This window comes from Shewanella sp. POL2 (assembly GCF_000282755.1).
In the GTDB taxonomy this organism is placed as follows: Bacteria; Pseudomonadota; Gammaproteobacteria; order Enterobacterales; family Shewanellaceae; genus Shewanella; species Shewanella xiamenensis.
In genome coordinates this window covers 1-23,359 of the sequence record NZ_AKZL01000006.1, presented here as the reverse complement: position 1 = coordinate 23,359, position 23,359 = coordinate 1, and the positions used below count along the sequence as shown (strand labels likewise).

Below are 23,359 nucleotides of genomic sequence, written 5' to 3'. Positions count from 1 at the left end.
ATAGGCCAATTAGCCTATTGATTTTACAATTGAATTAAAAGATGAATAGAGGGAAAAACTTAGATTAACTAGCAAGTTGGATTAACTCCAACTTGCTGGGATTTGACTGCTTATAAAGCTCGAATTTGCTAAGGCAAACGGGTCGTAATTCAGTTACTTCGATTTATGCTGATAGAAATCCACCTCTGCATCATCAGAATAACGGCGCTTAGTATCCCTGCGACGTTGTTTTACGCGTTTGTTTTTTTGCTTACCTTTGACGTTTTCGCCCCATGGCGCATCATCGTCGTCAAATTCATAGGAGTGTGACATGGTCAAAATTCCAAAAATATCTGTGCCATTTTCAGCACCCGATCTTTTTACCCAAAGGTGAGATTAAGCTAAAGCGAAATATTTAATCACTGATGGTGAAAAGTTTTGTCCAAGAACGGGAGCGAGTGATACAAGCATGGCTTTTAGGCATTTTATTAGGGTATTTATGACTTATCTTAATGATTGTTCTATGAATAAACTTTGTAAGCGACAAACCTTATTAGGAAAAATGTAAAAAGGCACTCAGAGAAAGAGTGCCAAGTTCTTATAAAAAATAAGGAGTTAGTGCTAGGGCGTGTTGACGTTTCGAGATTAGATTTTGTTCGTTCTGGCAAGCACGTGCTCGCGAAACGATCATTCTACTCAAATGATGAGTGACAAAGAGCAAGGGTTTGCCAGACGAACCCTTCGGGCAGCATTTGTCTGACTTTTCTGCGGCGTTATCGTCCGTTTATGTAGAATAACTACACTGCACGGACTTTGTCTTGCATAAAATCCAGCCAAATTGCTGCAAAAACAACCCTGAAACGTCAACACGCCCTAGAGATTACGCTGCATGCACGCCACAAACATTCCATCTGTGTTGGCTTCGAAGGGCCACACGGTCAACATTTCTGTTTGTTCGCCGGTAAAGGGGTGGCGGATCGGCACTAGGTTGAACTCGGGATGTTGTTGTAAAAAGGCGGAAACTACTTGCTCATTTTCAACCGGTGACAGTGAGCAAGTGGCGTAGACTAAGCTTCCGCCCCGTTTTACCGCCTTACTGCTGCGGCTTAATATATCCAGTTGCAGTGCTGCTTTATCTGTGACGGCATCGAGGCTGTCGAGCCAGCGCATATCTGGGTTACGGCGCCACGTGCCCGTGCAGCTACAGGGTGCGTCGACTAATACCCCGTCAAAATGGTTGGCGTCGACCGGCAGTGCATCACTGCGCCAGCGAGCAATGCTTATGCCGTCAAACTTTGCCCGTTGGGCGCGTTTGCTGAGTTCTTCTAAGGCGTGGGCGCGAATATCTGATGACACAATTGAGCCGACAAACGGACTGTGCTGCTTAGCTGCGGCAGTTTGCATCAGTGCGCGCAATTGCAGGGTTTTTCCGCCTGCGCCGCTGCAGGCATCCCACCAGTGTTGCCAAGGCTCTGGTGCACAAATTTGACCTATCACTTGCGAAGCTAAATCCTGGATCTCAATTTTGCCCTCTTTATAGAGTGATATTTCATTGAGATTCATGCTCTTAGTGCCAAGGTTTATGGCATCTTCAAAATAGGGGCTGAGACTCGCATCAATCTCTAGCGCTTGTAGTTGCTTAACAGCTGTTTGGCTGTTGATTCCCTGTGCACGTCCCCAAATCGGTGGCCGGCTAGACATAGCTTCGATGAGATTTGGGCGCAGCTCTGGGGCAATTGGGCAGACCTGCCAAAACCATTCAGGCAATAAATCCGCGAGTTCGAAGGACGCTTCGGGAAATTGCTGCCGTACCAGTGCCAATTTATCCGTTAAGCTATTAACGCTAAGGGATTGAAGCTGTTGATAATCAGCCGGCGATTGGGCGAGCTCATGCCAGGCTTGGGCAATATCTTGCCATGGATGGGCTTCGATTAAGGCGCTCGCGCTCAGCATTGCAAAAAAGTGATCCGCCTGCTGATGATCGGCCGTGGCTTTAAACCAGCCCCACCAACGGAACAGGCTAAATAAGGATTCGCGGATGACCTTGCGATCCTTGGAGCCGTGCTTTTTATGTTCCCTAAAGTAGTTCGCGAGCACTCGGTCGGCGGGTTGCTTGGTATTTAAAATCTCATCGAACAATAACTTAATGGTATTGGCATAACTTAATCCGCGTTTTTGCGCGAGGGTTTGCGGTTCGATATTCACTGTAGATGCCATGGTTGCTGATGATAAGCCGTTTGGATTGCCCATAAAGTTAGCCTGAAAAGTGGCTCGACCGAGTGATGTCCATCCAATGTGATGAATATGGCCAAGCAAATCAATAAGTGGCGCAGAGTGTAGCAGTTTTGCGCATCGCTAGCAGTAAAAAAGCCCCAATGCAGAGTTGGGGCTTGATGGGGAAAACGAATGCGCGAGAGGATAGGATGACCTACTTAGTCACCATCTTCTGGATTTGTTTAGCACGCTCTTCATCACTCAATACTGAGGGCGGAGGTGTCACTATGCCTTTTTGGCAAGCGGGTCTTAGGGCTAACTCGTCTAGCCAACGTTGTAAGTGAGTGAGTCCTTCCATATTGATACCGCTCCATTCATGGATGCGCACCCAAGGCCAAGTCGCGATATCCGCAATGGTGTACTCATCACCGGCCAGATACTGATGCTTGGCTAATTGGGTATTCATCACCTCAAACAAACGTCTGCCTTCTTTTTGGTAACGTTCAATAGCCGCAGGGATTTTCTCGGGGAAGTAACGGTAAAACACGTTAGCTTGACCCATCATTGGGCCGACACCGCTCATTTGGAACATGAGCCATTGAATGACCTGTGAGCGCTTTTTAGGATCGGCTGGTAAGAACTTACCGGTTTTTTCCGCCAGATACAGAAGAATTGCGCCGGACTCGAACACTACAAAGTCCTCGTTATCTCGGTCGATAATGGCTGGAATACGGCCATTAGGGTTAATGGCGAGAAACTCAGGCTGCTTCTGTTCGTTAGTATTGAAATCTAACTTATGCACTCGATAGTCGAGACCCATTTCTTCGAGCGCGATGGAAATTTTAAAACCGTTCGGGGTCGCGGCGGTATATAAATCAATCATAGTTATCCCTTAAGTCTTAACTGGTTAATGCTTAACTTGGGTGCCCAATAGGGCATCGCTGCTAGTTTTTTGGGGTAAGCGACACTATCGCAGGGCGCTGGGCCACTGTCGCAAACCATGCCTGAATGTGGGGCAAGGTGTCATCCACTAGAATATCTAAGTTTTTAATAAAGCTAATAAAAACGTATGCAGAAATATCGGCAATCGTAAAGTTATCGCTCGCCACATAGCTTGATTTGGCTAATTGTTGGTCTAAGGTCGGCAGGAAGTCAATGACCCGTTGGCGTGATTCTGCGCCCCAGGCTTCGACGCAATTTTCCCTGTCTTTGTAAATACCCGTCAGGTTTCTAAAGGCTTGAAAGCCGACCATCAACCCTTGTAGCTCGATGATGCGCTGCCACATTTCGACTTGGGCACGCTCTAGCGGGCTGTTGCCAAATAAGGACGTTTCACTGGGATAGATTTCTTCTAAATAGCGGCAAATAGCCACGGATTCACATAGGTAGCTACCATCGTCGAGTTCGAGCAGTGGAATGCGTCCGTTTAAGCTTTTGGCTTTAAATTCAGGGCTGAGATTTTCACCGCCGCGAATATCAACATTCACACGTGGGATATCGATGCCTTTTTCGGCGAGGAAAATACTCACGCGTCTTGCGCTTGGCGTAGGGGCTAATTCATAAAGCTTCATGCTCTTTCCTTCTGTTAATCTTTAAGTTTGGCTAAATAGAGCTTTAACGGAACGATCGGTTAGGATAAAATTTACGCCATATCTAAACGGTCAGTCAAGAATGTTTTGCCATATAGCACTCCGTTTAATACAGGCATCAATCTAGGTTTGAACCATGGCACGTAGTTGTAATTTTGATAGACAAGAAAAGCTCATTCAGGCGATGGAGTTATTTTGGCAGAAGGGATTTGCCGAGACATCGATTGCCGATCTGGTCGAACACTTAGGGATTAATCGCTTCAGCTTGTATAACAGTTTTGGTGATAAACAGAGTTTATATCGTGAATGTTTACGTTTTTATCTCGACCATTATTCCTTTGGGGCGAAGGAGAAAATCCTGCATGCACAGGCGGGATTGAATGAGATCTTGACCTATTTAGCGCGATTTGTGGCCTTGCAGCGCGAGCAAGAGTACGGCTGCTTTATGCAGAATGCGGTGATGGAAAAATGCCTCGACGATGACTGCGTACAGCAGGAGTGCCAGCGTTTATTTGCCCAGTTACAGACTAACTTTACCGATGTTTTACGCTACAGTCAGCGACAGGGGGAGTTGTCTCAATCGGTTCAGCCTGAGTCACTCGCTGCATTTTTAGTACTTCAATTACAAGGGATTAGAGTGTTAGGTAAGGCGAAGGAATACGCCCTGTTGGATAACGCATTTACGGTATTAAGCGAATATCTTAAGAGTCTCGCGTTGACGCCACTTAAGCCCGTCGATGTGAAATAGGGCGTAGATTAAACCGATAAGTATGAGACCAAGTCAATGCTTGGCCTCGTGAACTGCAAAACTGATGCAACCACTTATACAGAAACTTAAAAGTCCAATTCGAGGGCAAAACACAAGTAGGCCATTAATTGGCGGCAATGGGCGAACTGTTCAGCGCAGTACTGCGCGGCATCCCCTTGGCAGAGCCGTTCAAAGGGAATGGGCATTAGCGCGATAAAGTCCTTGCGCTTGAGCTCGGTTAGCATGGGGTGGTGTTTATCGAATCCCTTTGGCGGGCGAGTCAGGCTATCACCATCCATCATAAATCCATGGTCTATTAAGGTTTGCAGCGCCTTTTTGTAGCCATTGGGATTTTCATCAATACAAGTCCGAATCGCATTGAGCGCCTTCGACTCGGGGTGCCAAATACCCGCGGCAATAAAACAACCGTCTTCGGCAATGTGTAAATACAGCCCCGGCGCATGCACATCTTTACCCTGAAAATGCCGAAACTGGATCCCCACATTGGTTTTGTAGGGTGTCTTATCGTTGCTAAAGCGACTATCGCGCTGTGGGCGCATTAAGCTGCCACCGACTTTTTTGGCAACCGCGGTCAGTCTTGGCGAAATCGCAATTATATGAGGCTGAATTCGTTCGATAAAACGCAGTGCGGGCGTTCTGACGTTATCTTCATATTCATCCTGATGAGCTTTAAACCAGTCGCGGGAATTATTGAGCGAAAGCCGTTTGAGAAAATCTAAGCTGGCAGCGGTAAATGCCAACTCGGTTTGAGGTTGTGCGGTGAGCTTAGTCATATCCATAAAACCTTTGAGGTGCTTGAGACTGAGATTCCGACTGTTAGTCAAAACAGGTTAGTGCGAGTTGAACAAATGTGTGTGGATATTGCAAATTCTTCGAGTATTTCCCTGCAGTTACCATCAGGTTGTGATTTACATGTAAAGCCAGGTGAGAATTATTCTCATCTTTGACATTGATGCCTATAATGCCGCCCTATTTTTTACACTAGGTAACAGGGGATGGGGAGATGGGATATCAACCTAAGAGCAGGATAGCGAAAATAATGATGGGTTGTGCGGGTTTGACGGTATTGCCTGCGTTGCCACTCAATGCCAAGGAAGTATTAGGAGCGCCTAAGGTTGAGCCAATTGAGATATTACAAGTACATGGCCAGCAATACCGCCGAGCGACCACTATGACTAAGCCGGGCGAGGCGATCATCTCGATGGAGCAAATTGAAGAGATGCAAGCGACCACATTTGCTGAAGTTATCGATGATATGGCCGGTGCCCATGTTGATGGTGGTACTCGCAGTGGCGGCGAGCGCATTAACGTATGGGGATTTGGCGAAACCGAAGATTTCAACATTTATGTCGATAACGCCCCCGTGGGATTTGAGCAGTATCGCTATGGGTCGTTCTTCTTAGATCCCGATTTAATCAAGCGAGTCGAAGTGATTAAAGGGGCCCACGATGTCCGCTCAGGTAACGGGGGCTTTGGCGGCTCCATGTATGTTGTGACTAAATCTGCTGATGATTTTTTAAATTACAATCAAAACCTTGGCGCCCGAGTCAAAGCCAGTTACGCCAGTAATAACGACGCCAAAAGCTACACGGGAACGGTTTATGGACGAGCGAATCAACAACTTTCAGGTTTATTGCATGTCACCCGCCGTGATGCGGGGGATGTGACGCTCGCCAATGGTGAAGCATTTGAATACTCAGGTTATGAGCAAAATAATTACCTTGGCAAACTGGATTATGAGCAAGGTGACCATCAACTCATGTTGAGCCTGACCCATTATCTCGACGAAGGCCGAAAGCCTTGGGCCAATCGCCGTGGTCCTATGCCCGCGATTTCTGATTATAACATCCGTAAATATGGCTCCTATGAACTGGCGCTCTATGCCACCACGGCCTACAACACCTATAAAGACAATACCTGGTCGGCGAATTATCGCTATTCCCCAAGTAATCCTTTAATTGATACCCAAATAGTGGTTTCCCATTCTGCCAATGCACGCCATTGGGTCAGGCCGCCAATCGCGTGGGAAAAGATGACAGTCTCCGTCGGCAACTTCGGCCATGAATCTTGGTTGGATTACAAGCGTGACTACATTGACATCAACAACTTAAGTATTGTTGGTAATCATGAAATCACCACTGGATTGCAGTTCCGCAGTCTCGATAGGGATTCAATGGTCTTTAACAAAAGTTATGAGAAAAATCCCGAGAAAAACTACGGTTGGTACACTCCTTACTATCAGCCCGAAGGGCGTCAGGATACCTATGCAGTCTATTTGCGCGATGCGATTAGTGTGACGGATGAGCTGACCATCACTCCTTCGCTACGGTATGACTTTATCTACAGCATTGGTCGCCCCAACATTGCCCCCGATTACAACGATATCGAGGCAGGGCACGACTACAGTTCGACTCACCATTCGGGCTTTTCACCGCGATTGGGTATCGACTACCAGTTAACAGCTAATACTCGAGTAAATTTCGATTACGCCTACAGCTTACAGGCGCCAGTGGTCGATGAAATCTATGCAGTGCAATACGCCAAGGCGAGCACTACTGGCACGAGTCGAGATATTGATGTGGAGCGTCTGCACGCCTTTAAACTGGGCTTAATGACGCAGCAAACGAGTCTTTTTGCCGCCCAAGATACGCTTTCAACCCAAGTGACCCTATTTGCCAACTTGGGACGGGACGATATTGCCCAGCGCCGCGGTGCAAAGTCCGACCCAAATCAAGCGATTCAAAGTGGTTATACCAATCTTGACGGCTATGAGATCTACGGCGCCGATCTCGAGTCCCAATACCGTTATCAGGATTTCTTCAGTGACTTAGCCGTTTCTTGGTTACAGGGGGAGCACAGGGGATCGCTTAGAGACAGCCAAGGCGAGGATGAATACCTTGCCAACATTGCGCCGCTGGATATTCGCCTGCGTGTGGGTATGTATATTACCGATGACATTTCAGTTGCTTGGCAGGGGACTTGGTATGATGCACAGGATAATGTGCCTGAAGGTGATATTTTTAATGCAGAATCCCCAAGTGAGAATTACTTCTTACAAAATATATATTTAGCCTACGAGCCTCAAGATACACTGAAAGGGCTCAGCGTGCGCTTAATGGCAAAAAATCTCACAAATCAGCAGGTGACGCCGTTTCTGTCGGATGGTATCCCCGCGCCGGGGCGAGATGTCAGACTCAGTTTAGCTTATGAATTTTAAGGATTAAATGGCAATTCAAAGGGTGAAGAAATAGATAACTCATATAAAAAATAGGGTTATCTTGCCTTCCCCCCTGCCGTGAAAAGCCAATTTATGGCATAATCCGCGTTTTATTACGCATGTAGACAGAAAAAATGACTGAAAATGAATTGCTAACTCGCTGTGGCGGCAAATGTGAACTCTGCGGAAGTGACGTCGAACTCTCTATTTATGACTTACCGGCTTCCGATGGTCATGAAAACGAGATTATGATTTGTGAAAATTGCAGCAGCCAAATCGCAGCGCCGGATACTATGGACATGAACCACTGGCGTTGTCTGAACGACAGCATGTGGAGCCAAGTCCCGGCGGTTCAAGTGATGTCATATCGCATGCTGAAACGCTTAAGCGGTGAAAGCTGGGCGCAGGATCTGCTCGATATGTTGTATCTTGAAGATGATTTACGCGCTTGGGGTGATGCCGAAGCCGCTGCCGCCAGTGATGATACGCCACCGACTTTAGACAGCAACGGTGCCGTGCTTAACGCCGGAGATACCGTGGTCATCATTAAAGATCTTAACGTCAAAGGTACCAGCTTTGTGGCAAAACGTGGCACCGCAGTACGCAATATTTCGTTGACCAACAATCCAGAGCATATCGAAGGTCGTGTGAATGGTACTCGCATTGTGATCCTGACCTGTTTTGTGAAAAAGTCTTAAGTCATTTCGCTTAAACTTGCTTGAACGTAAAACCGCCCAATTTGCATAAATTGGGCGGTTTTTTTATGCAGAATTTACTCTTATCTACCCACTAAAAGTAGCCACATATACAAATCATTAAATTAGGCGATAAAATGGTTAGCATGTGAAGAATCTTTATATAGAGATAAACCTATGGCAAACGACTCGCAACTACTCGACGCAAAGCAAATGTCGGCTTCAGTTGAAGATGGATTAGATAAAATCCTCGGCCAGTGGCGGGCTGAAGGGGTGACAGAGGATTTAGTCCCCATGGCGGTGTTAGGGCGCATCGCAAGGCTGACCAAATATATGGAAAACGCTATCGCCTTATGCCACGGAGAATTTGGCTTAGGTCAGGGGGAGTTTGATGTGCTCGCGACACTCAGACGCTCAGGTAAGCCTTATACTTTATCGCCTTCGCAGCTGTATCAAAGCATGATGTTAAGTTCAGGCGCCATGACCAGTCGCTTAGACCGACTGGAAAATAAAGGCTTGATTGCCCGTGAGCACTGTAAGGAAGATCGCCGCGCCGTGCATGTTTCGCTCACTTCGGCAGGTAAAGCACTGATTGAGGCTGCGCTCCCCAAACATATCCAATGTCAGAGCGCGCTATTATCGGGGGTCCCGACTGCTGAGCGTGTGGCATTGCAGCAAATTTTAAAACACTGGTTAACCCAGTTTGAAGGCGAATAATAGCTTGGGCGTGTTAAGGCTTAATACTAGAGTTATCACATACAGCGCAATGCAGATCAGGGAGTGACCATGGTTAAAAAACGCGAAGCGTTTGAGATTGAAGGCAAGCGAGTCATTGCGGGCACGCAAATAGGGATTAAATTACCCGCCGCCAAGCTTTATACCGATACCCAACTCGATATTCATGTCGAAGTCTTTCACGGCCTCAAACCTGGGCCGACACTCTTGGTCTGTGCTGCTATCCATGGCGATGAGCTCAATGGTATTGAGATCTGTCGGCGGTTACTTGGACGGGTTAACCCTAAAAATTTAGCCGGCACCCTGATTGTGGTGCCCATAGTCAATGTGTTTGGTTTTATTCAACAATCCCGTTATTTACCCGATAGGCGCGATCTCAACCGTTGCTTCCCAGGCTCCAGTAAAGGGGCGTTGGCAAGCCGGTTAGCTAACCTGTTTGCTACTCAGTTATTAGTCCATGCAACCCATGTGATTGATTTACATACGGGGGCTATCCATAGAGATAACTTACCGCAAATCCGTTGCGATACCGGTGATGAAACTATGTTAGCCATGGCGAATGCCTTTGGCGCACCGCTTATTATGCACTCTAAGGCGCGTAGCGTGTCGATGCGCGGCTATGCGAATCAGCAGGGCATTCCCTGTATTTTGTATGAGGCGGGCGAGGCGCTGCGCTTTAGTGAGCTTGCAATTAAGTCGGGTCTTAAGGGCGTGCTCAATGTGATGCGTAGCCTTGGTATGCTTAAGGGGCGAGTCAGTAACAAGATCGCGAGTGTCAGTGCGATACGCAGCTATTGGATCCGCAGTGAGTCCGATGGCTTAGTCAATATGAAGCTCAAACTCGGTCAACGGGTTAATAAGGGCTATATTATTGCCCATATTGTCAGTCCGCATGGCGGTGATAGTGTGGCGATCCGCGCGCCAACCGATGGCATTATCATCGGGATCAGTAATATTCCTGTGACGAATGAAGGCGAGGGCATGTTCCATATTGCGCAGTTCGAAGGCGATGAGATCGAAATTGCTAACGAGCAACTCGATGAGTTTTTAATGGAATATGCTTAGGCTGTTATTCTGCCAGTGTTTGCTAAAAAAGCAGCCATCAGTTTACTGATGGCTGTTGTTTTTATGTGGTTATCTCGGCTCTGATACATTTAGCCATATAAGTATCAATGCACTTATTGCTACAGTGTAAAGCGTTCGACAGAGCGGGTGAGCGAGTGGGCTAACTGAGTCACTTGGTCACTGCGTTTTGCCATATCCATTGCCTCATGGGCATTTTGATCTGCCGCGAAGACGACTTCTCCCATACTGGACTCAATATGTCGGCTGTAATCGAGTTGTTGGTGGGCTGCTTGGGTAATTTGTAAACTCATCTCATTAATGGCACTGAGTGTGACTTCAATCTGAGCTATGGCATGGTGTAGTGTTTTACTTTGCTCCACACAGTCGTTGGCTTGTGTTTGCCCTGAGCTTATGGCCGTTGAGGCCGTGGTAGTTTCCTGCTGTAACGCTAAGATCATCTGTTGGATTTCGGCGGTTGAGGCTTGTGTCCTTGAGGCTAATGAGCGTACTTCATCGGCAACGACCGCAAAACCTCGACCATGTTCGCCAGCCCTTGCGGCTTCGATGGCGGCATTGAGGGCGAGTAGGTTAGTTTGTTCTGCAATGCTACTAATGGTGGTGAGAATCCCACCAATATCGTGACTGTGTGCACTAAGGCGCGACATGATAGCGACAGAATCACTTAGCTTTGTGCTTAACTCCGCTATTTTGGCTTGATTATCGGCGGCAATAAGCTGGGCTTGTTGGCTATGTTTCGATGCTTGGGTGATTTGTGTTGCCGAACTACTGGCTTGTTCTGCAACAAGGTTAGAGCTGGTAAACATTTGTTCTGTTAAGGCTTTCGTGCCATTGATACGCTCAATTTGTGCGGTAGCTGCATTAGCGATGCCTTGACCTTGCTGATGTGTTTGTGTGGCTGAATTATCTAAAGAGTGGGCGTCATTGCTGATATGGGTTAATAATTTAGCCAGATCATCACAAAGAGTATTCATATTATCAATAAGTACCCCAAATTCATCGTTGTGACGTTTAGGTATTCTCTTGGATAAGTCTCCCCTTGCAATGTTTGCCAGCGCACTATTTGCCAAGGTGAGTGGTACTAACATGGCCCTTAGGGTAAAGAAGGATATTGAACTGACCATAAACACAAACATGGCTGCTAGTACAATGGCCAATGTTTGACCGCGTTGAATATCGTCATTTGCAATGTTTTGCAACAGACTAAAACGTCTGTCAGCTAGGGCTAATAATTTATCTAAGGCAAGGGTATTGGCATTAAATTCTTGTTCCGTATTTTTAAAATGCTGTTCTGCTTGAGTGTGATTATCAACCACTTGCTGTTGTGCCAGATATAGCTCGCCTGGGGTTGAAAGTAACCGATTGAATATGGTGGCTTGTTGCTCAAAAATCTCCAGCAATCCTAGGGTGTTTATCCCCGAAGCTTGTTGTTTTAAAAAGGTAAAGTTAGTACTTAGATTCCCAAGCAATAGGGCTATATCCTGTTTATGCGAGTTTATTGAATGAGTATCCTGAGCATGCGTTAGCTCTGACATTGTGTTGGTTAATGTGTAAAGCATATCGTCAATGCGGGTTCCTGTTCCGATTATCTCCTCCAAAAGTGCCGGATTATCGGGCAATGAGATCGTTTCTAAATCGATCATTGCATTACTTGCTTGCGTTTTTGCCTCAATAAACTGATTAAAAAGTGTTTGATAATGTTGTTTTGCTTGTTCGTTCGCGAGCTTAGCGCTAAACATATCTTGGCTTTGTTGCTGGTAGGCTTGGTAGCGTTTTTGAGCTTCATTCAGTGATGCTTGCATCTGGGGTTGGTCGCTAACCATCTGTTTCAGCTCGTTTTCAATACTTTGATATTTATGCTCTAGCGCATTGAATCCTTTTTGGCTTTGCATTAGCTCTGCGGTGTCATTTTGGCTATGGGCTAAAGTTGCAAGGCGCGACATTTTAACGAGCACAAGTTGTAAGTTATTGCTTTGCTTCTGAACCGGTATGGCGAGTGTCTCGATATTGCTATAACTGATTTGAACTTGATAGAGCGAATAGTAGAAGAAGCTATTGCCAGCTAAGAGCAGGATACCAATTGCGCTGAAGCTTAAGAGCATTTTTTGCTTGATACTGAGTGTTAACATTGAGTCATCGACCTTTTCGTCTATGATGTCAGCCAAATAAGGCGATAACATCGCGTGGACAAGGGAAGAATACGCCGTAGTACAAGTACTTAGTTGCTTGTTTTTATTGGGGTATAAAAATAAGTGTAGCAGAGAGTTGTCAGAGTAAAGTCTTAACGAAGAAGGCTTGGATAATTATGTTGTCCCGCTGATTTTTAAAGGAGCGTTAATGAAAACGGTGATGTTAGAAAATAAGGCTATTGCTCCCAGCAAAATCCTTTGTATTGGGCGTAATTATGTTGACCATATCCATGAGCTTGGCAATGAAATCCCCGATGATATGGTGGTGTTTTTTAAGCCTAATTCGGCCATCAGTACTCAATTAAATACCCAGCACCTTGGTGAGACGCTGCACTATGAAACCGAGCTGTGTTTTTTGTATCAGCAGGGGCGCTTTAGCCATGTGGGCGTGGGGCTGGATCTGACTAAGCGGGAACTACAAAGCAAACTTAAGGCCAAGGGATTACCGTGGGAAAAAGCCAAAGCCTTTGATGGTGCAGCGCTTTTTAGCCCTTTTGTTGCGATTGATGATCCGAGGGCGCAATTTCAATTTAGCTTAAGTATTGATGGGGTGTTAACCCAAGAAGGCGATATTGATTTAATGATCTATCCGCCGCAAACTATTTTGTCGGAGTTGCAACGCTTTACTCGTTTAGAAGATGGCGACATTGTGATGACGGGCACCCCAAAAGGCGTCGGCATCATTCCACCGAATCGCGTCTTTAAGGTGACCTTAGGATTAAAGGATGCGTCACACCAAGCGTCCTTGGTCGAATATGAATGGCAAAGCCAGTAATCAGCAATGACGACGCTATCACCAGATACGCTTAAGGCAACTGAGCAGGCAATCAAACCCCTTTGGCAATATTTGCTCGCTTTAGGGGCCGAGCCTGATCACTTAGCGCTGCTCACCCAAGCAAGAGCGCTTTCATGTCAGCCCGGGGAGTGCTTATTACCCCAAGGCGAGCACCAAACCTTTGCCTACTTTGTGGTGGATGGCATAGTGCGTGCTTGCCACTATACCCAAGAGGGGAGTGAGCGCTGCAAGGAGTTTTACTTCGAAGGAGAGCTTTGTTTCTTATATAGCAGCTGGCTAAAGCAGGATGTTGCGCCCTATCAGTTAGAAACCGTCGGTGCTTGCAGGTTAGTGCAAATACCACTTGCCGTGCTAAATGAGCCATTTATGCAACAGGTACAACTTGCGCTACTTAAACAGCAGTTATTGTATAAAGAACAAAAAGAAGCCTTTTTACTCCTCAATACACCAGAGCAGCGTTACTTACATTTACTCGAATATTTTCCCCTCTGGGTTGAGCGCCTAACCCATGCCCAACTGGCTAATTATATTGGTATTACCGCCATTAGTTTGTCGCGTATCCGTAAACGTTTACAAGATTCGCCGTAAAATTTCCTGCCAATTAACTTAAGTTAATGCGCCTAAAAGTGATTCCCTTCATGCTCCTTAGCGATTGCTAATCCAAGCAAATCCGTTTGTTGTTGGGCGACGTCTAAGCCTATACCGAACTTTTAAGGAGCCTATTGTGGATGCTTTTACTCTGTCGCAATTGTTGGTGGCCATTGCCATCGTATTTGACGTGATATCGTTTCAATTTAAAGCGCGCGAACGCATTGTCGCTTGCTTATTTATGTCGGGGATCTTGATTTCAATCCACTTTTGCTTTTTAGCACAATGGACTGCGGCGGGATTGATGGGGATTGCCACAGTGCGTTATCTCACCAGTATTTTTACTACGTCTAAAAAGGCCATGTGGGGTTTTAGCGGGGCAGCGGTACTGATGAGTAGCTTGACCTTCAGCGGGCTTGTGAGTGTGATCAGTTGTATCGGTACACTATTTCAAACCCGTGCGGCATTTTGTCAACGTGATAAAGACTTGCGGCTACTGATGATAGTCGGCACCAGTTTTTGGTTAGTCCACAATATCTTAGTAGGCTCGCCAGTGGCGGTCTTAATGGAAATGTTGTTTATTGGCAGCAATTTAGTGGGATATTATCGCCATTATTTTCGCGAGAAATTAACCCCATGGTAATGCGAAAGCTGTCGATTAAATCCCCGTCACGGCTTCCATATCGAGTTCGATATCAGTACACCCCTTAGGGCAGAAAATGCCTGCGGCTTGCTCGGCTTTGGCGGTCTCGGGCAAGATGACTTTGAGGGTTTGATTGCAGCTTGGACATTGCACTGGTTTGCCCTTAAAGACGCGCTTAATTAAGTTTTTTTGTTCATTAAACGAGTGTGCCGTGGTTTGGTTTAACACGGCAAATGGGCTAGTAGAGGCATTGGTCATTGGCAATTAAATCCTTAATACTCGATCGTTGTTCAAGACTGCTGGTGTCGTTTAAGCCAAGGAATTATAGCCCGATTGCGAACATTAATGAAAAGGCTGAATCATATATATGCCAGCATGGGTTCACTTGCTGAACTTGTGCTGACTAAAGCAAAAATATGCGATTTTGGCCTTGTAGAAAGAGCGATTTTTTGATGCTATCAGCAAGGCTGGTTTTGCCATCAGCGCAAATGATACAGCACTTAGGCTATTGGGGGAGAAAATGAGTATGTTTGTTAAAGTCACCATCGCGGCGACAGTCCTAGTGCTGAGTATTCTTGCCGTGGGAGTTTATCGCTTTAACATGACCAATGATGATATTTACATGGTCATGGAAGATGGCCAAGTATTGCAATACGATGAGGCCATGGCGCAGGCTGATGCTAAGGCAAAAGCCCAAGAAGCCAAATTATTAAGCAGTGAAGATGCGCTTGAATCTGTGGTACCCAGTGAAGTCAAGCCCGTTGCTAATGCCTCGGAAGTGATGCTTAAGCTGTTTAGTTTAAATACCGCTAATAAATTTGAAGTGAGCTTACCGGACAGCCACAAAGCCGTAGTGTTAACCCACTTTATTAACGTTAAACAAACGGAGTTTGCTATTGGGGACTATCAGGATGGCGAGGCTAAAGGCCGAGTGTTATTAGATTATTTACGAGTTACTCCGCTTAATTTTGACCCCGCTTTAGAGCCTGATACCCAAAGTGATGCGCCATTACAGGATGATCCACAGCAGCAAACCATGCCCTTTGTGGCGCCTTTTATTGTGACTAACCAAGGTTCAGGTGTGTTCTGGTATCTCGGCTTGTTTAGCCTAGATTATGGCCAAAATCGTGTGCAGCACTTAGGCAGTGTATTTATTGGCGATCGTATTGAGGTCGATAATATTGAACCTGTTTATCCCTTTGAATCCCCATTTAAAGTAGCTGTTACTTACCGTGAGAGGGCGGCTGAACAACCCATGACAACACCGCCAACTGTAATGAAAACCCTTAAAATCGGTGTCAGTGAATCAGAAATCAAAGCGCTGCATTAGGTTTAGAGCGGGGCTTATGCTAAGTTAATTTTACCTCAGCTGCGGCTGAGGTATTTATTTCATCTAGCGGCCGGAAAACGAAGGTTTTGGCATAAAACATAAAATTAAAACAAGGAGCGTGTTATGGAAATGACCAAAGTCACAGGCAAATTTGATGTTAAGCTCAATCCCGAGAATGCCTATGCCACAGGTGTGGGCGGTGTGAATTTGGGCAGAATGACTTTAGATAAAACCTTTTATGGTGAGCTAGAGGCCCGCAGCCAAGGCGAAATGCTCAGTGCCATGACCGCGGTAAAAGGCTCTGCTGGTTATGTGGCGATTGAACAAGTCGTGGGTAAACTGTGCGGCAGACAGGGCAGTTTTGTGCTGCAACATTTTGGCATTATGACCGATGGGCAAAACCGCTTACACCTTGAGGTCGTTCCCCATTCTGGCGCGGGTGAACTCACAGGGCTATATGGCACTATGGCGATAAGCATTGAAAACGGTCAACATTTTTATGAATTTAGCTTCTGCCTTGAACTGGAAGCCTAAGGCATGATTAACATAACATCGCGCCGATAAAACAAAACCAGCCGAAGCTGGTTTTGTGGTTTTTGCCCGAGTGACTAATACCAACAGCTGAGTTATAAAGGGTTGAATTAGCAAGGGCGGAATGTCAGGACCATTATGAGGTTTTGACTTTGATCTTATCGACGACTTTTTTCACATCATCGGTATTTTTGGCAATGGTCAGTGCTAATTGACGCTCGGCATCGCTGGCCACTTCACCCTGTAAGGTCACTACGCCATCGGCAACATCTACATTAATTTGGGTGCCCGAAACGTCGGTCGAGAACAATAGGCGGGTTTTCACCACAGTTGCGACCTTAGAGTCGGTTAAGGTCTTCACTACCTCACTGGTGCTCTCGTTTTCATTCATCACGGTTAATTTGTTTTCAACCCCTTTTACCCCATCCAAGCTTTTGATCAGCTCCGCTGCGAGCGCCTTATCGACACTGCTTTCCACTTTACCGGTTAAGGTCACATGGCCGTTTTTCACGTCGGTCATAATGTCAAAGGAGTTGAGGTTAGTATTAAGCAACAAAGTCGTTTCGGCCTTGCCATCGAGCCAAGCATCTTTGGCATCGTCTTTCCAATCCTGTGCGGCGGTCACATTTAAGCTGATAGAACCGACAAGTAAGGTGGTTAAGGCTAAAGTTGTCGTGTTTTTCATAATGATATCCTCCGTTGTTATCTCGAAGGGACTAAAGCGTGAATCGTGCCAATATTTTTATCTTATTGATTTTAAATTGGTTATATTTGTTTCCGGCTCGTTTCGACTGTTAAATCAAAAAGCAAGCTCGGCGCTTTTTACCGACAAAATGTAAATATTACCGAGGGTGATAAAGCGATTGGGCTTAAGCAAGATAGGCGTTAAGAATCGCCAGATCGCAGGCAACAAAAACGCGGCTCAGTTGGCCGCGTTATTGGCTGGCATTGCTGCCTTACTGGGCTTGGCAGCGCAGGTGTAAGGTATCTAAATGGATTTGTAGCCAGGCAATATCCTCGGCCAATTGGCTGATTAACCTCGGGTGATTGGCCTTTTTAATTAACTGTTTGAGGTGGTTAAGGCGCTGACGCTCAAGCTCACAGAGTACGACGAGGGCATCGGCGAGTTGTTGTTTAATAAGTAAAGCATCGACATCGGCATAGGGCCGAGTCTGCGACGGCGGCACCGAGTGCGGGCCTATGTACTGTAATGATTGGGCGAGCAGTTGCCTAAATCGCGCCAGCATCCCTTGGTATGTGTTGATTTGGGCAATAAAAATGCGTTTTAGGCTGTAGTCATCGACAGTGGTATTGGCCCGAGTATAAAAATCCACACCGGTTTGCGTCAGCTCGATTAACTCATTAACCAGCTTAATATCGGCGCTCAGCTCGGTCTGATGTTGCGCAACATTAGACGTCATAACGACCTCCTGTGGTAGTTTGGGCAGCTCCGCCGACACGGATTGCCCACATTTTCATGGAAATATCAGTTTCATTCAGCTTCTATGCATATTTCGTTCACTTTTTAATGATAAGTTAATGGTTTGATTTAACTGATGATATTTATCCATTGTCGCCAGTAGGCCGACTATTGTCGGCAACTCTTACCGTTAAGATTGTTAAAGTTTCACAGCTGGCATACAGTGATTCCTTATTCACAGGGAGTGGCACAAGATGATCCGACCAACGCTTTTCTATCATCTACAGGACGTCGAAACCGAGCAGGCATTAGTGAAGCTCGAAGGCGCACAGACCTACAACAAGCTACGCAGTAGCGATGATTTATCTTGGATTAGTCAGCTGGAGGCCAATCGTATCGATGTGGCGATCATTGAGCTGCCCCGTCTTAGCCGTGAAGATTACTTAGCCTTACTCGAGTCCAGCGCCATTGCGGATGTGGAGTTTATTTTTCTCTCCGATGGCCTGCCGAATCCTCACCTCGATACACTATTGTCCAAATACGCGGGCTACCATTTCCGTAAGCCCATCGATATGTCCTTGCTGTGCGAAACCTTAGCCGATTTTGCCCAGCATCTGGTTGCTAATACCTCGACGCGCATTCGTCCCTATGCTAGCGAGTTAGACCAATATGGTTTGCTGGTGGGCTCCTCGTTACCTATGCACCGTTTGTATCGCACTATCCGCCGCGTGTCGGCCGCCGAGAGCAATGTGTTGATTATCGGTGAGAGTGGCGCGGGTAAAGAACTGGTCGCCAATACCATTCACTTAGCCAGCCCGCGGGTGAATAAGCCCTATATTGCGATTAACTGTGGCGCCTTGAGCCCAGAATTGGTCGATAGTGAACTCTTCGGCCATATTAAAGGCGCCTTCACCGGCGCGACTCGCGATCACCAAGGGGTATTTGAGCAGGCCGAAGGCGGCACCTTATTCCTCGATGAAGTCACCGAAATGCCGATTGAGCATCAAGTGAAGTTACTCAGAGTGCTTGAAAATAGCGAATATCGTCCCGTCGGTAGCCCTAAGGTGCTCAAGGCCAATGTGCGCATTGTGGCGGCGACAAACCGCGATCCTTTAGTGGCGATTGAGCAAGGACAACTGCGGGAAGATTTGTACTTTCGCTTAGCGCATTTCCCTATTCAAGTGCCGCCATTGCGGGAGCGCGCGGAAGATATAGTCGGACTTGCGAAGCATTTTCTGGCCTATCGCAATGCGGCGGAAAAACAGAGCAAAGTGTTCTCGCACTCAAGTTTAGAGGCGATTGCGGCCCACGCTTGGCCGGGGAATGTGCGCGAGTTAAAGCATGCTATTGAGCGCGCTTATATTCTGGCGGACCATGAGATTACCCCTGAGCATTTACAGCTGACGCCCAGTGCGGAAAAAGAGACGGCTGCGGAGGAAAATGTGGTGATCCCCCAAGGTATGCGCCTTGAGGAGCTAGAAAAAATCGCCATTTACCAAGCGCTTGAAACGAGTCAGGGCAACAAAACCGACACTGCCGAGCAACTGGGGATCAGTGTAAAAACCCTCTACAACAAGCTCAGCAAGTACGAGCAACAAGTCGAAGCGGGTGAGCCGACGGCGGAATAGTGCTGATTATCAAATTAATATTGAAACAAAACCGATTTTTACACTATTTTTTTTGTAAATAATAACTCCTATTCTACAGCCCTTAAACAGAAAAGCGGAGATAGAATATGAAACACTTATTTACTACAGCATTATGGCTTTCTTTGACTGCCAGTAGTTTTGTAAACGCTACCCCAGCGGTAGGAAGTCTTGAAACAGTCGCTGAATTGCCAATACGACCTGGCAATGTCAGCGTCACTGCACAAGGTCGGATTTTTGCCACGGTACATCCACTTGATACGCCGTCAGGTTTACAACTGATTGAAGTTAATCGTGAAACCAATGCTTACAAAGCTTGGCCTTCAATGGATTTGCAAAAAGCTTCGACTGCCAATATGACTCAATTTGATACCTTATTAGGGATTGCTCAGGACAAAGCTGGACACCTCTGGACCGCAGATATGGGGTTAGAATTAGGTCAGACGAGGATTTGGGGATTCAACATTAAGGATGGCAGTCTATATAAACAAATTGTCCTACCACAAGCACTCGCGCCCAAAGGCAGCTTTATGCAGGATTTGGTTGTCGATTCACAAAAAGGCTGGATTTATTTAGCCGATATCGCCAACCCAGGCCTCTTAGCAGTGCGTATCGACGATGGTCATACCGTACGTTTTTCAGGTCATAGCTCGCTGCAGGCCGAAGCGGATGCAGTAATGAACATAGATAACAAAACAACATTGTTTAATGGCAAGGTCGCCAGTGTCGCGGTCAATCCCATCAGTTTATCTGCCGATGGAAGTACACTCTATTATGGTGCAATGAATGGCACTCACTGGTATCAGTTATCTACTGCGGCTTTACAAACAGGCAGTAATGATAAAATTATCGCGACTGTAAAATTAGTCGGAGCTAAGCCAGTGTCAGATGGCGCTGCAACGTCCAAACAAGGTAATCATTACTTCACCAATTTGAACCACAATGCCATATCTATGCTAGATAACAAAGGTACGCTATCAACAGCGGTCAGTTCTCCACTACTGGATTTTCCCGATAGTGTGCAATTTGGTGAAACGGGCTGGTTATATATTTCAGTGAATCAATTGCATAAAGCAAAAGCCTTTAATGGCGAAGCTGAAACAGCCAAACCACCTTATCGCATCATGCGACTCTGGACTGGTGAGGATACCGCTGCGGGTCAATAACACCTTAGCTGCAACTGCAAAGTTGCAGCTTTTCGTTGCAGTATGAGCGATATCGCAACGGTTATTTCTATTGATGTGAGTCGTTGGTTTAACTCGAAAGGATCTGAAAATAAGTTAGGTGTTGATTGTGTAAACTATCAATGCCTCATATTGTTACTAGCACAGGTCAATTTGAGATGGTGAGATAATTTTTGGAACAAGGAACAAGTTCAGTGACACTTAATCAACCTCCTAAGAGTGCGCTTTATCTCAAGGCGTTGAGTACCCAGTACCGACCTCTACTGTGGTTTTTTGCCGTTGCCTTGTTAGTGCTTGGATTGCTTTGTGCGAGGGCGGCCTGGTTACAACCCGAGCCCGTGTTACGGCTTGTGCTTGGTTGGGTGGCATTTTTTCTGTTGTTCCCTGTACTGCCGCTAGCGTTAGTTCGGCAACAATCTTGGTTAGATACCGAGCGACAGCAATTGTGGCTCGGTAAAGGTGTATTCAATGGGAAGTCGCCAGGATTGTGGCATTGGCGCGCCTATGCCTTTTCAGATATTAATGCTGTGCAACTCTATCTGCTACAAACAACCCATTGGCACCAGCTCGACCGTAACCGCCAAGCGGAAGATACGGTCGATCACTATCTCGCCTATTTACAAGTGCAGCAGCCTAAAGGGAGTCAATTGAAATTGGCTAACAGCACTGACAAGCAGGAATTACAGCAAGTTTTGCAGCAATGCGCGCAAGCGATAGGCTGTAAGTTTCAGGATTTTAGCAATAGTCCTCAAAAATCCCACCCCAAAGTGAGTGAATTTAATTTTATGCGAGTGCTTATTGCGCTTGCTGTTTTTATCTTAATAAACATCGCGATAGTGTCATTTACGTGATTTTTGGGTCGATAGCATTTTCAGTCGATTCTTGATAAGGAACAAACACCTTCAAAGAGGCGGGCAGGATATCAATATTGAGTTCCTCCGGCTCACAAATCTCGCCATCAATCACATACTTGCATTGGGGCTGACTGCTGATCTTCACCTTTTTCGCGTGGGCATGTTTCACTTTACCCGTGTTGCCCGTGGCCGTAGAGTCGCTATTGGCGGCCTCTTTAATCCAGCCGGTAAAAGCCAGTTCAGCCAGACTGATAAGCTGTTCATTCGGCTCATTATTTGAATCCAACCAAGTGATATCCAACAAGCCGTCGGTCATATTGGGTTCGCCCTTACCTTGGGCGAGTAAGCTGGTAAAAGGCGCGGCATTGGCAACCACTAGGCTGTGGGTTTGCACTGTCATTGGGGCTTGGTCATCTAAAGTCAGCTGCAACTCGAGGTTGGTGTTGGTGTTCACCGCGCGCCACAAACCATCGAGGTAGGCGAGTTGGCCGAGAGCATTTTTACGCTCGCGGCTCGCCGACTCAATCATTTGCTGCTCAAACCCAATGCCGACCAGCAGCAACACCAGTCGCTCATTGCAACGCGCCGTGTCTATGGTCTGTGTCTGGCCTTGGATAATATTATCAAGGGCTTGGGAGACAGCATTCAGCTTACTGCTTAAACCAAAGAGGGCGTGTGACAGGGCATTGGTGGTGCCTAACGGGATAATGCCTAAGGTGATATCGGTGTCGATAATCTCCGCAGCGACCTCAGTGACTGTGCCATCGCCCCCGCAAGCGATGATGATATCGCCCTTAAGCCGGGCTTTTTTCGCTTGGGTTTGGGCGCTAATCTCTGGCGTGGTGAGCGCTAACTGCACCTCAAAATAGCGTTTCAGTTCAGTGCAAATTTGTTCGCCATGGGTCTGCCATTTACCCGCGCCAGAGACGGGATTGGCGATAATCCAGGCTCGCTTATGCAGTTTGATTTCCCCTTGAGTGTACATCTGCTCCAGCGCTTTAAGTTGCCAGCGATTTAACCCTGCGGTTTTACGAATGCTTTTAATCTGTTGCAGCACCTCGGCAAAGCTGAGCTCGGTGCGGCGGCACACAAGATAAGCGGCCAGCACCATTACGGATCGCCCGCGGCCGAGCGCACAGTGGATTAATACCCGCTTTGGGGCGCGTACTTGACGGTGTAACCAGTTAATCGCCTGATTTAATTGGGCGCTAGTCGGCACACTGTGGTCAAGAATAGGGATATTCAGATAGTCGATATGATCCTCATACAGGGACACATCGAGGCCGTCGAATTCGGCGGTGACATCTAAAATGGCGGTAATGCCATAACGATTTAGTTTAGGTAAATCGGCAGCGCTTAAGCGGCTACCCAAGTACAGATATTTATCAATGGCTTGCATTGAAGGCACGCTATCACGGCGCCGCGCCCAGAGATTATAGAGTCGGCATCCTAGTAAAAATGGAATAAAGCCCCAACGAATATACCAAGGGATGGAACCATCCTGACGTTTTCTAAAAATACTGGCGAGATTAAACCAATAGGCCGAGCCGACAAGGGCGAGGGATAGGCTGCTCCATGCCCAAATAAAGGTGAGGATAGGGGAGTGCCCCGTTACGGCGAAATAGCCAAATAACAGCGCTCCGAACAGGTAGAAATACTTAATGTGGATCCTACTCAGCATTGGCATCTCCTCCATCGATAAACGGCGAGCCTCAGGGAAACCCACTTTATCGTAACCAATGACTGTCGCGATAAAGTGGCTCGGTGGTACTCAATTGAACTGTGGTTATCCTGATAGGCTCGTTTGTGGGACTCACTACTCGCTGTCATCCGTTTTAGCAGCGGGTATCTTTCGCTTTAACGCCTTCTTTCAGTTCTTCACAGGCATCTTCAATTG

23 protein-coding genes are annotated in these 23,359 nt (G+C 46.7%); 13 read left to right on the top strand and 10 right to left on the bottom strand.

Annotated features, from left to right (window positions below):
- Positions 1 to 153 precede the first annotated feature (153 nt).
- The 4 genes from SHEWPOL2_RS02565 to SHEWPOL2_RS02550 all read right to left on the bottom strand — a co-directional run bounded on the left by SHEWPOL2_RS02565 (position 154) and on the right by SHEWPOL2_RS02550 (position 3,764).
- Positions 154 to 312 carry a small highly charged protein gene (locus tag SHEWPOL2_RS02565; protein ID WP_037416614.1) on the bottom strand — a complete coding sequence of 53 codons (159 nt, stop codon included), beginning with the start codon at positions 310 to 312 and terminating at the stop codon, positions 154 to 156.
- Between the two features lie 540 nt (positions 313 to 852).
- Entirely contained in the window at positions 853 to 2,229 is a 1,377-nt protein-coding gene (locus SHEWPOL2_RS02560) for an RsmB/NOP family class I SAM-dependent RNA methyltransferase (protein ID WP_037425782.1), read from the bottom strand.
- Between the two features lie 178 nt (positions 2,230 to 2,407).
- The gene (locus SHEWPOL2_RS02555; RefSeq protein ID WP_037416621.1) at positions 2,408 to 3,076 is read right to left on the bottom strand and encodes a glutathione binding-like protein; all 669 of its coding nucleotides are present in this window, start codon (positions 3,074 to 3,076) and stop codon (positions 2,408 to 2,410) included.
- Between the two features lie 61 nt (positions 3,077 to 3,137).
- The gene (locus SHEWPOL2_RS02550) at positions 3,138 to 3,764 is read right to left on the bottom strand and encodes a glutathione S-transferase (RefSeq protein ID WP_037425779.1); all 627 of its coding nucleotides are present in this window, start codon (positions 3,762 to 3,764) and stop codon (positions 3,138 to 3,140) included.
- Positions 3,765 to 3,918: 154 nt separating this feature from the next.
- Between SHEWPOL2_RS02550 and SHEWPOL2_RS02545 the strand changes: the two genes are divergently transcribed.
- The gene (locus SHEWPOL2_RS02545) at positions 3,919 to 4,530 is read left to right on the top strand and encodes a TetR/AcrR family transcriptional regulator (protein WP_037416627.1); all 612 of its coding nucleotides are present in this window, start codon (positions 3,919 to 3,921) and stop codon (positions 4,528 to 4,530) included.
- A gap of 86 nt (positions 4,531 to 4,616) precedes the next feature.
- Here SHEWPOL2_RS02545 and SHEWPOL2_RS02540 read toward each other — a convergent pair whose 3' ends face one another.
- On the bottom strand, positions 4,617 to 5,324 hold the full coding sequence (locus SHEWPOL2_RS02540) for a DUF2461 domain-containing protein (protein WP_083848291.1): 708 nt from the start codon (positions 5,322 to 5,324) through the stop codon (positions 4,617 to 4,619).
- A 230-nt stretch (positions 5,325 to 5,554) separates the two neighbouring features.
- Here SHEWPOL2_RS02540 and SHEWPOL2_RS02535 point away from each other — a divergent pair, with 230 nt between their 5' ends.
- The 4 genes from SHEWPOL2_RS02535 (at position 5,555) to SHEWPOL2_RS02520 (ending at position 10,263) form a co-directional block, all read left to right on the top strand.
- Complete coding sequence (locus tag SHEWPOL2_RS02535; RefSeq protein WP_037425772.1) at positions 5,555 to 7,768, top strand: TonB-dependent receptor; 2,214 nt, start codon at positions 5,555 to 5,557, stop codon at positions 7,766 to 7,768.
- Positions 7,769 to 7,902: 134 nt separating this feature from the next.
- A complete protein-coding gene (locus SHEWPOL2_RS02530; protein WP_037425769.1) occupies positions 7,903 to 8,466 on the top strand; it encodes an alkylphosphonate utilization protein in 564 nt (187 codons plus the stop codon).
- 174 nt (positions 8,467 to 8,640) lie between these two features.
- Entirely contained in the window at positions 8,641 to 9,180 is a 540-nt protein-coding gene (locus tag SHEWPOL2_RS02525) for a MarR family transcriptional regulator (protein ID WP_037416635.1), read from the top strand.
- A gap of 69 nt (positions 9,181 to 9,249) precedes the next feature.
- Complete coding sequence (locus SHEWPOL2_RS02520) at positions 9,250 to 10,263, top strand: succinylglutamate desuccinylase/aspartoacylase family protein (RefSeq protein ID WP_037425764.1); 1,014 nt, start codon at positions 9,250 to 9,252, stop codon at positions 10,261 to 10,263.
- Positions 10,264 to 10,382: 119 nt separating this feature from the next.
- On the opposite strand, the gene SHEWPOL2_RS02515 is transcribed toward SHEWPOL2_RS02520, so the two are convergent.
- Positions 10,383 to 12,410 carry a methyl-accepting chemotaxis protein gene (locus tag SHEWPOL2_RS02515; protein ID WP_037425880.1) on the bottom strand — a complete coding sequence of 676 codons (2,028 nt, stop codon included), beginning with the start codon at positions 12,408 to 12,410 and terminating at the stop codon, positions 10,383 to 10,385.
- Between the two features lie 208 nt (positions 12,411 to 12,618).
- Here SHEWPOL2_RS02515 and SHEWPOL2_RS02510 point away from each other — a divergent pair, with 208 nt between their 5' ends.
- The 3 genes from SHEWPOL2_RS02510 to SHEWPOL2_RS02500 all read left to right on the top strand — a co-directional run bounded on the left by SHEWPOL2_RS02510 (position 12,619) and on the right by SHEWPOL2_RS02500 (position 14,497).
- Positions 12,619 to 13,245 carry a fumarylacetoacetate hydrolase family protein gene (locus tag SHEWPOL2_RS02510; protein WP_037425761.1) on the top strand — a complete coding sequence of 209 codons (627 nt, stop codon included), beginning with the start codon at positions 12,619 to 12,621 and terminating at the stop codon, positions 13,243 to 13,245.
- A 6-nt stretch (positions 13,246 to 13,251) separates the two neighbouring features.
- Complete coding sequence (locus SHEWPOL2_RS02505; RefSeq protein WP_037425758.1) at positions 13,252 to 13,854, top strand: Crp/Fnr family transcriptional regulator; 603 nt, start codon at positions 13,252 to 13,254, stop codon at positions 13,852 to 13,854.
- A gap of 136 nt (positions 13,855 to 13,990) precedes the next feature.
- Complete coding sequence (locus SHEWPOL2_RS02500; protein WP_037425755.1) at positions 13,991 to 14,497, top strand: YgjV family protein; 507 nt, start codon at positions 13,991 to 13,993, stop codon at positions 14,495 to 14,497.
- Positions 14,498 to 14,512: 15 nt separating this feature from the next.
- Here SHEWPOL2_RS02500 and SHEWPOL2_RS02495 read toward each other — a convergent pair whose 3' ends face one another.
- Complete coding sequence (locus SHEWPOL2_RS02495; protein ID WP_037416640.1) at positions 14,513 to 14,755, bottom strand: hypothetical protein; 243 nt, start codon at positions 14,753 to 14,755, stop codon at positions 14,513 to 14,515.
- A 262-nt stretch (positions 14,756 to 15,017) separates the two neighbouring features.
- Between SHEWPOL2_RS02495 and SHEWPOL2_RS02490 the strand changes: the two genes are divergently transcribed.
- Both SHEWPOL2_RS02490 and SHEWPOL2_RS02485 read left to right on the top strand, forming a co-directional pair.
- Positions 15,018 to 15,827 (top strand): hypothetical protein, encoded by an 810-nt coding sequence (locus tag SHEWPOL2_RS02490; protein ID WP_037425753.1) that lies wholly within the window; start codon positions 15,018 to 15,020, stop codon positions 15,825 to 15,827.
- Positions 15,828 to 15,950: 123 nt separating this feature from the next.
- Positions 15,951 to 16,361, top strand: a complete 411-nt coding sequence (locus tag SHEWPOL2_RS02485; RefSeq protein ID WP_037425752.1) for a DUF3224 domain-containing protein — start codon at positions 15,951 to 15,953, stop codon at positions 16,359 to 16,361.
- 133 nt (positions 16,362 to 16,494) lie between these two features.
- On the opposite strand, the gene SHEWPOL2_RS02480 is transcribed toward SHEWPOL2_RS02485, so the two are convergent.
- Together SHEWPOL2_RS02480 and SHEWPOL2_RS02475 are read right to left on the bottom strand one after the other, a co-directional pair.
- On the bottom strand, positions 16,495 to 17,043 hold the full coding sequence (locus SHEWPOL2_RS02480; protein WP_037425750.1) for a BON domain-containing protein: 549 nt from the start codon (positions 17,041 to 17,043) through the stop codon (positions 16,495 to 16,497).
- A gap of 271 nt (positions 17,044 to 17,314) precedes the next feature.
- Positions 17,315 to 17,779 carry a hypothetical protein gene (locus tag SHEWPOL2_RS02475; protein WP_037425748.1) on the bottom strand — a complete coding sequence of 155 codons (465 nt, stop codon included), beginning with the start codon at positions 17,777 to 17,779 and terminating at the stop codon, positions 17,315 to 17,317.
- A 253-nt stretch (positions 17,780 to 18,032) separates the two neighbouring features.
- On the opposite strand from SHEWPOL2_RS02475, the gene SHEWPOL2_RS02470 reads away from it, so the two are divergent.
- From SHEWPOL2_RS02470 to SHEWPOL2_RS02460, 3 genes are all read left to right on the top strand, one after another.
- Positions 18,033 to 19,406 carry a sigma-54 dependent transcriptional regulator gene (locus tag SHEWPOL2_RS02470; protein WP_037425746.1) on the top strand — a complete coding sequence of 458 codons (1,374 nt, stop codon included), beginning with the start codon at positions 18,033 to 18,035 and terminating at the stop codon, positions 19,404 to 19,406.
- A gap of 107 nt (positions 19,407 to 19,513) precedes the next feature.
- Entirely contained in the window at positions 19,514 to 20,590 is a 1,077-nt protein-coding gene (locus SHEWPOL2_RS02465; protein ID WP_037425745.1) for an L-dopachrome tautomerase-related protein, read from the top strand.
- A gap of 212 nt (positions 20,591 to 20,802) precedes the next feature.
- Complete coding sequence (locus SHEWPOL2_RS02460) at positions 20,803 to 21,459, top strand: hypothetical protein (RefSeq protein ID WP_037425742.1); 657 nt, start codon at positions 20,803 to 20,805, stop codon at positions 21,457 to 21,459.
- Here SHEWPOL2_RS02460 and SHEWPOL2_RS02455 read toward each other — a convergent pair.
- A complete protein-coding gene (locus SHEWPOL2_RS02455; protein ID WP_037425739.1) occupies positions 21,452 to 23,143 on the bottom strand; it encodes a diacylglycerol kinase family protein in 1,692 nt (563 codons plus the stop codon). The genes SHEWPOL2_RS02460 and SHEWPOL2_RS02455 overlap by 8 nt on opposite strands.
- Between the last annotated feature and the right edge of the window lie 216 nt (positions 23,144 to 23,359).

Bases quoted from the DNA above. Each gene is read 5' to 3' on its own strand.
- SHEWPOL2_RS02565 (WP_037416614.1), bottom strand. From the start codon at position 312: ATGTCACACTCCTATGAATTTGACGACGATGATGCGCCATGGGGCGAA.
- SHEWPOL2_RS02560 (WP_037425782.1), bottom strand. From the start codon at position 2,229: ATGGGCAATCCAAACGGCTTATCATCAGCAACCATGGCATCTACAGTG.
- SHEWPOL2_RS02555 (WP_037416621.1), bottom strand. From the start codon at position 3,076: ATGATTGATTTATATACCGCCGCGACCCCGAACGGTTTTAAAATTTCC.
- SHEWPOL2_RS02550 (WP_037425779.1), bottom strand. From the start codon at position 3,764: ATGAAGCTTTATGAATTAGCCCCTACGCCAAGCGCAAGACGCGTGAGT.
- SHEWPOL2_RS02545 (WP_037416627.1), top strand. From the start codon at position 3,919: ATGGCACGTAGTTGTAATTTTGATAGACAAGAAAAGCTCATTCAGGCG.
- SHEWPOL2_RS02540 (WP_083848291.1), bottom strand. From the start codon at position 5,324: ATGACTAAGCTCACCGCACAACCTCAAACCGAGTTGGCATTTACCGCT.
- SHEWPOL2_RS02535 (WP_037425772.1), top strand. From the start codon at position 5,555: ATGGGATATCAACCTAAGAGCAGGATAGCGAAAATAATGATGGGTTGT.
- SHEWPOL2_RS02530 (WP_037425769.1), top strand. From the start codon at position 7,903: ATGACTGAAAATGAATTGCTAACTCGCTGTGGCGGCAAATGTGAACTC.
- SHEWPOL2_RS02525 (WP_037416635.1), top strand. From the start codon at position 8,641: ATGGCAAACGACTCGCAACTACTCGACGCAAAGCAAATGTCGGCTTCA.
- SHEWPOL2_RS02520 (WP_037425764.1), top strand. From the start codon at position 9,250: ATGGTTAAAAAACGCGAAGCGTTTGAGATTGAAGGCAAGCGAGTCATT.
- SHEWPOL2_RS02515 (WP_037425880.1), bottom strand. From the start codon at position 12,410: ATGTTAACACTCAGTATCAAGCAAAAAATGCTCTTAAGCTTCAGCGCA.
- SHEWPOL2_RS02510 (WP_037425761.1), top strand. From the start codon at position 12,619: ATGAAAACGGTGATGTTAGAAAATAAGGCTATTGCTCCCAGCAAAATC.
- SHEWPOL2_RS02505 (WP_037425758.1), top strand. From the start codon at position 13,252: ATGACGACGCTATCACCAGATACGCTTAAGGCAACTGAGCAGGCAATC.
- SHEWPOL2_RS02495 (WP_037416640.1), bottom strand. From the start codon at position 14,755: ATGACCAATGCCTCTACTAGCCCATTTGCCGTGTTAAACCAAACCACG.
- SHEWPOL2_RS02490 (WP_037425753.1), top strand. From the start codon at position 15,018: ATGAGTATGTTTGTTAAAGTCACCATCGCGGCGACAGTCCTAGTGCTG.
- SHEWPOL2_RS02485 (WP_037425752.1), top strand. From the start codon at position 15,951: ATGGAAATGACCAAAGTCACAGGCAAATTTGATGTTAAGCTCAATCCC.
- SHEWPOL2_RS02480 (WP_037425750.1), bottom strand. From the start codon at position 17,043: ATGAAAAACACGACAACTTTAGCCTTAACCACCTTACTTGTCGGTTCT.
- SHEWPOL2_RS02475 (WP_037425748.1), bottom strand. From the start codon at position 17,779: ATGACGTCTAATGTTGCGCAACATCAGACCGAGCTGAGCGCCGATATT.
- SHEWPOL2_RS02470 (WP_037425746.1), top strand. From the start codon at position 18,033: ATGATCCGACCAACGCTTTTCTATCATCTACAGGACGTCGAAACCGAG.
- SHEWPOL2_RS02465 (WP_037425745.1), top strand. From the start codon at position 19,514: ATGAAACACTTATTTACTACAGCATTATGGCTTTCTTTGACTGCCAGT.
- SHEWPOL2_RS02455 (WP_037425739.1), bottom strand. From the start codon at position 23,143: ATGCTGAGTAGGATCCACATTAAGTATTTCTACCTGTTCGGAGCGCTG.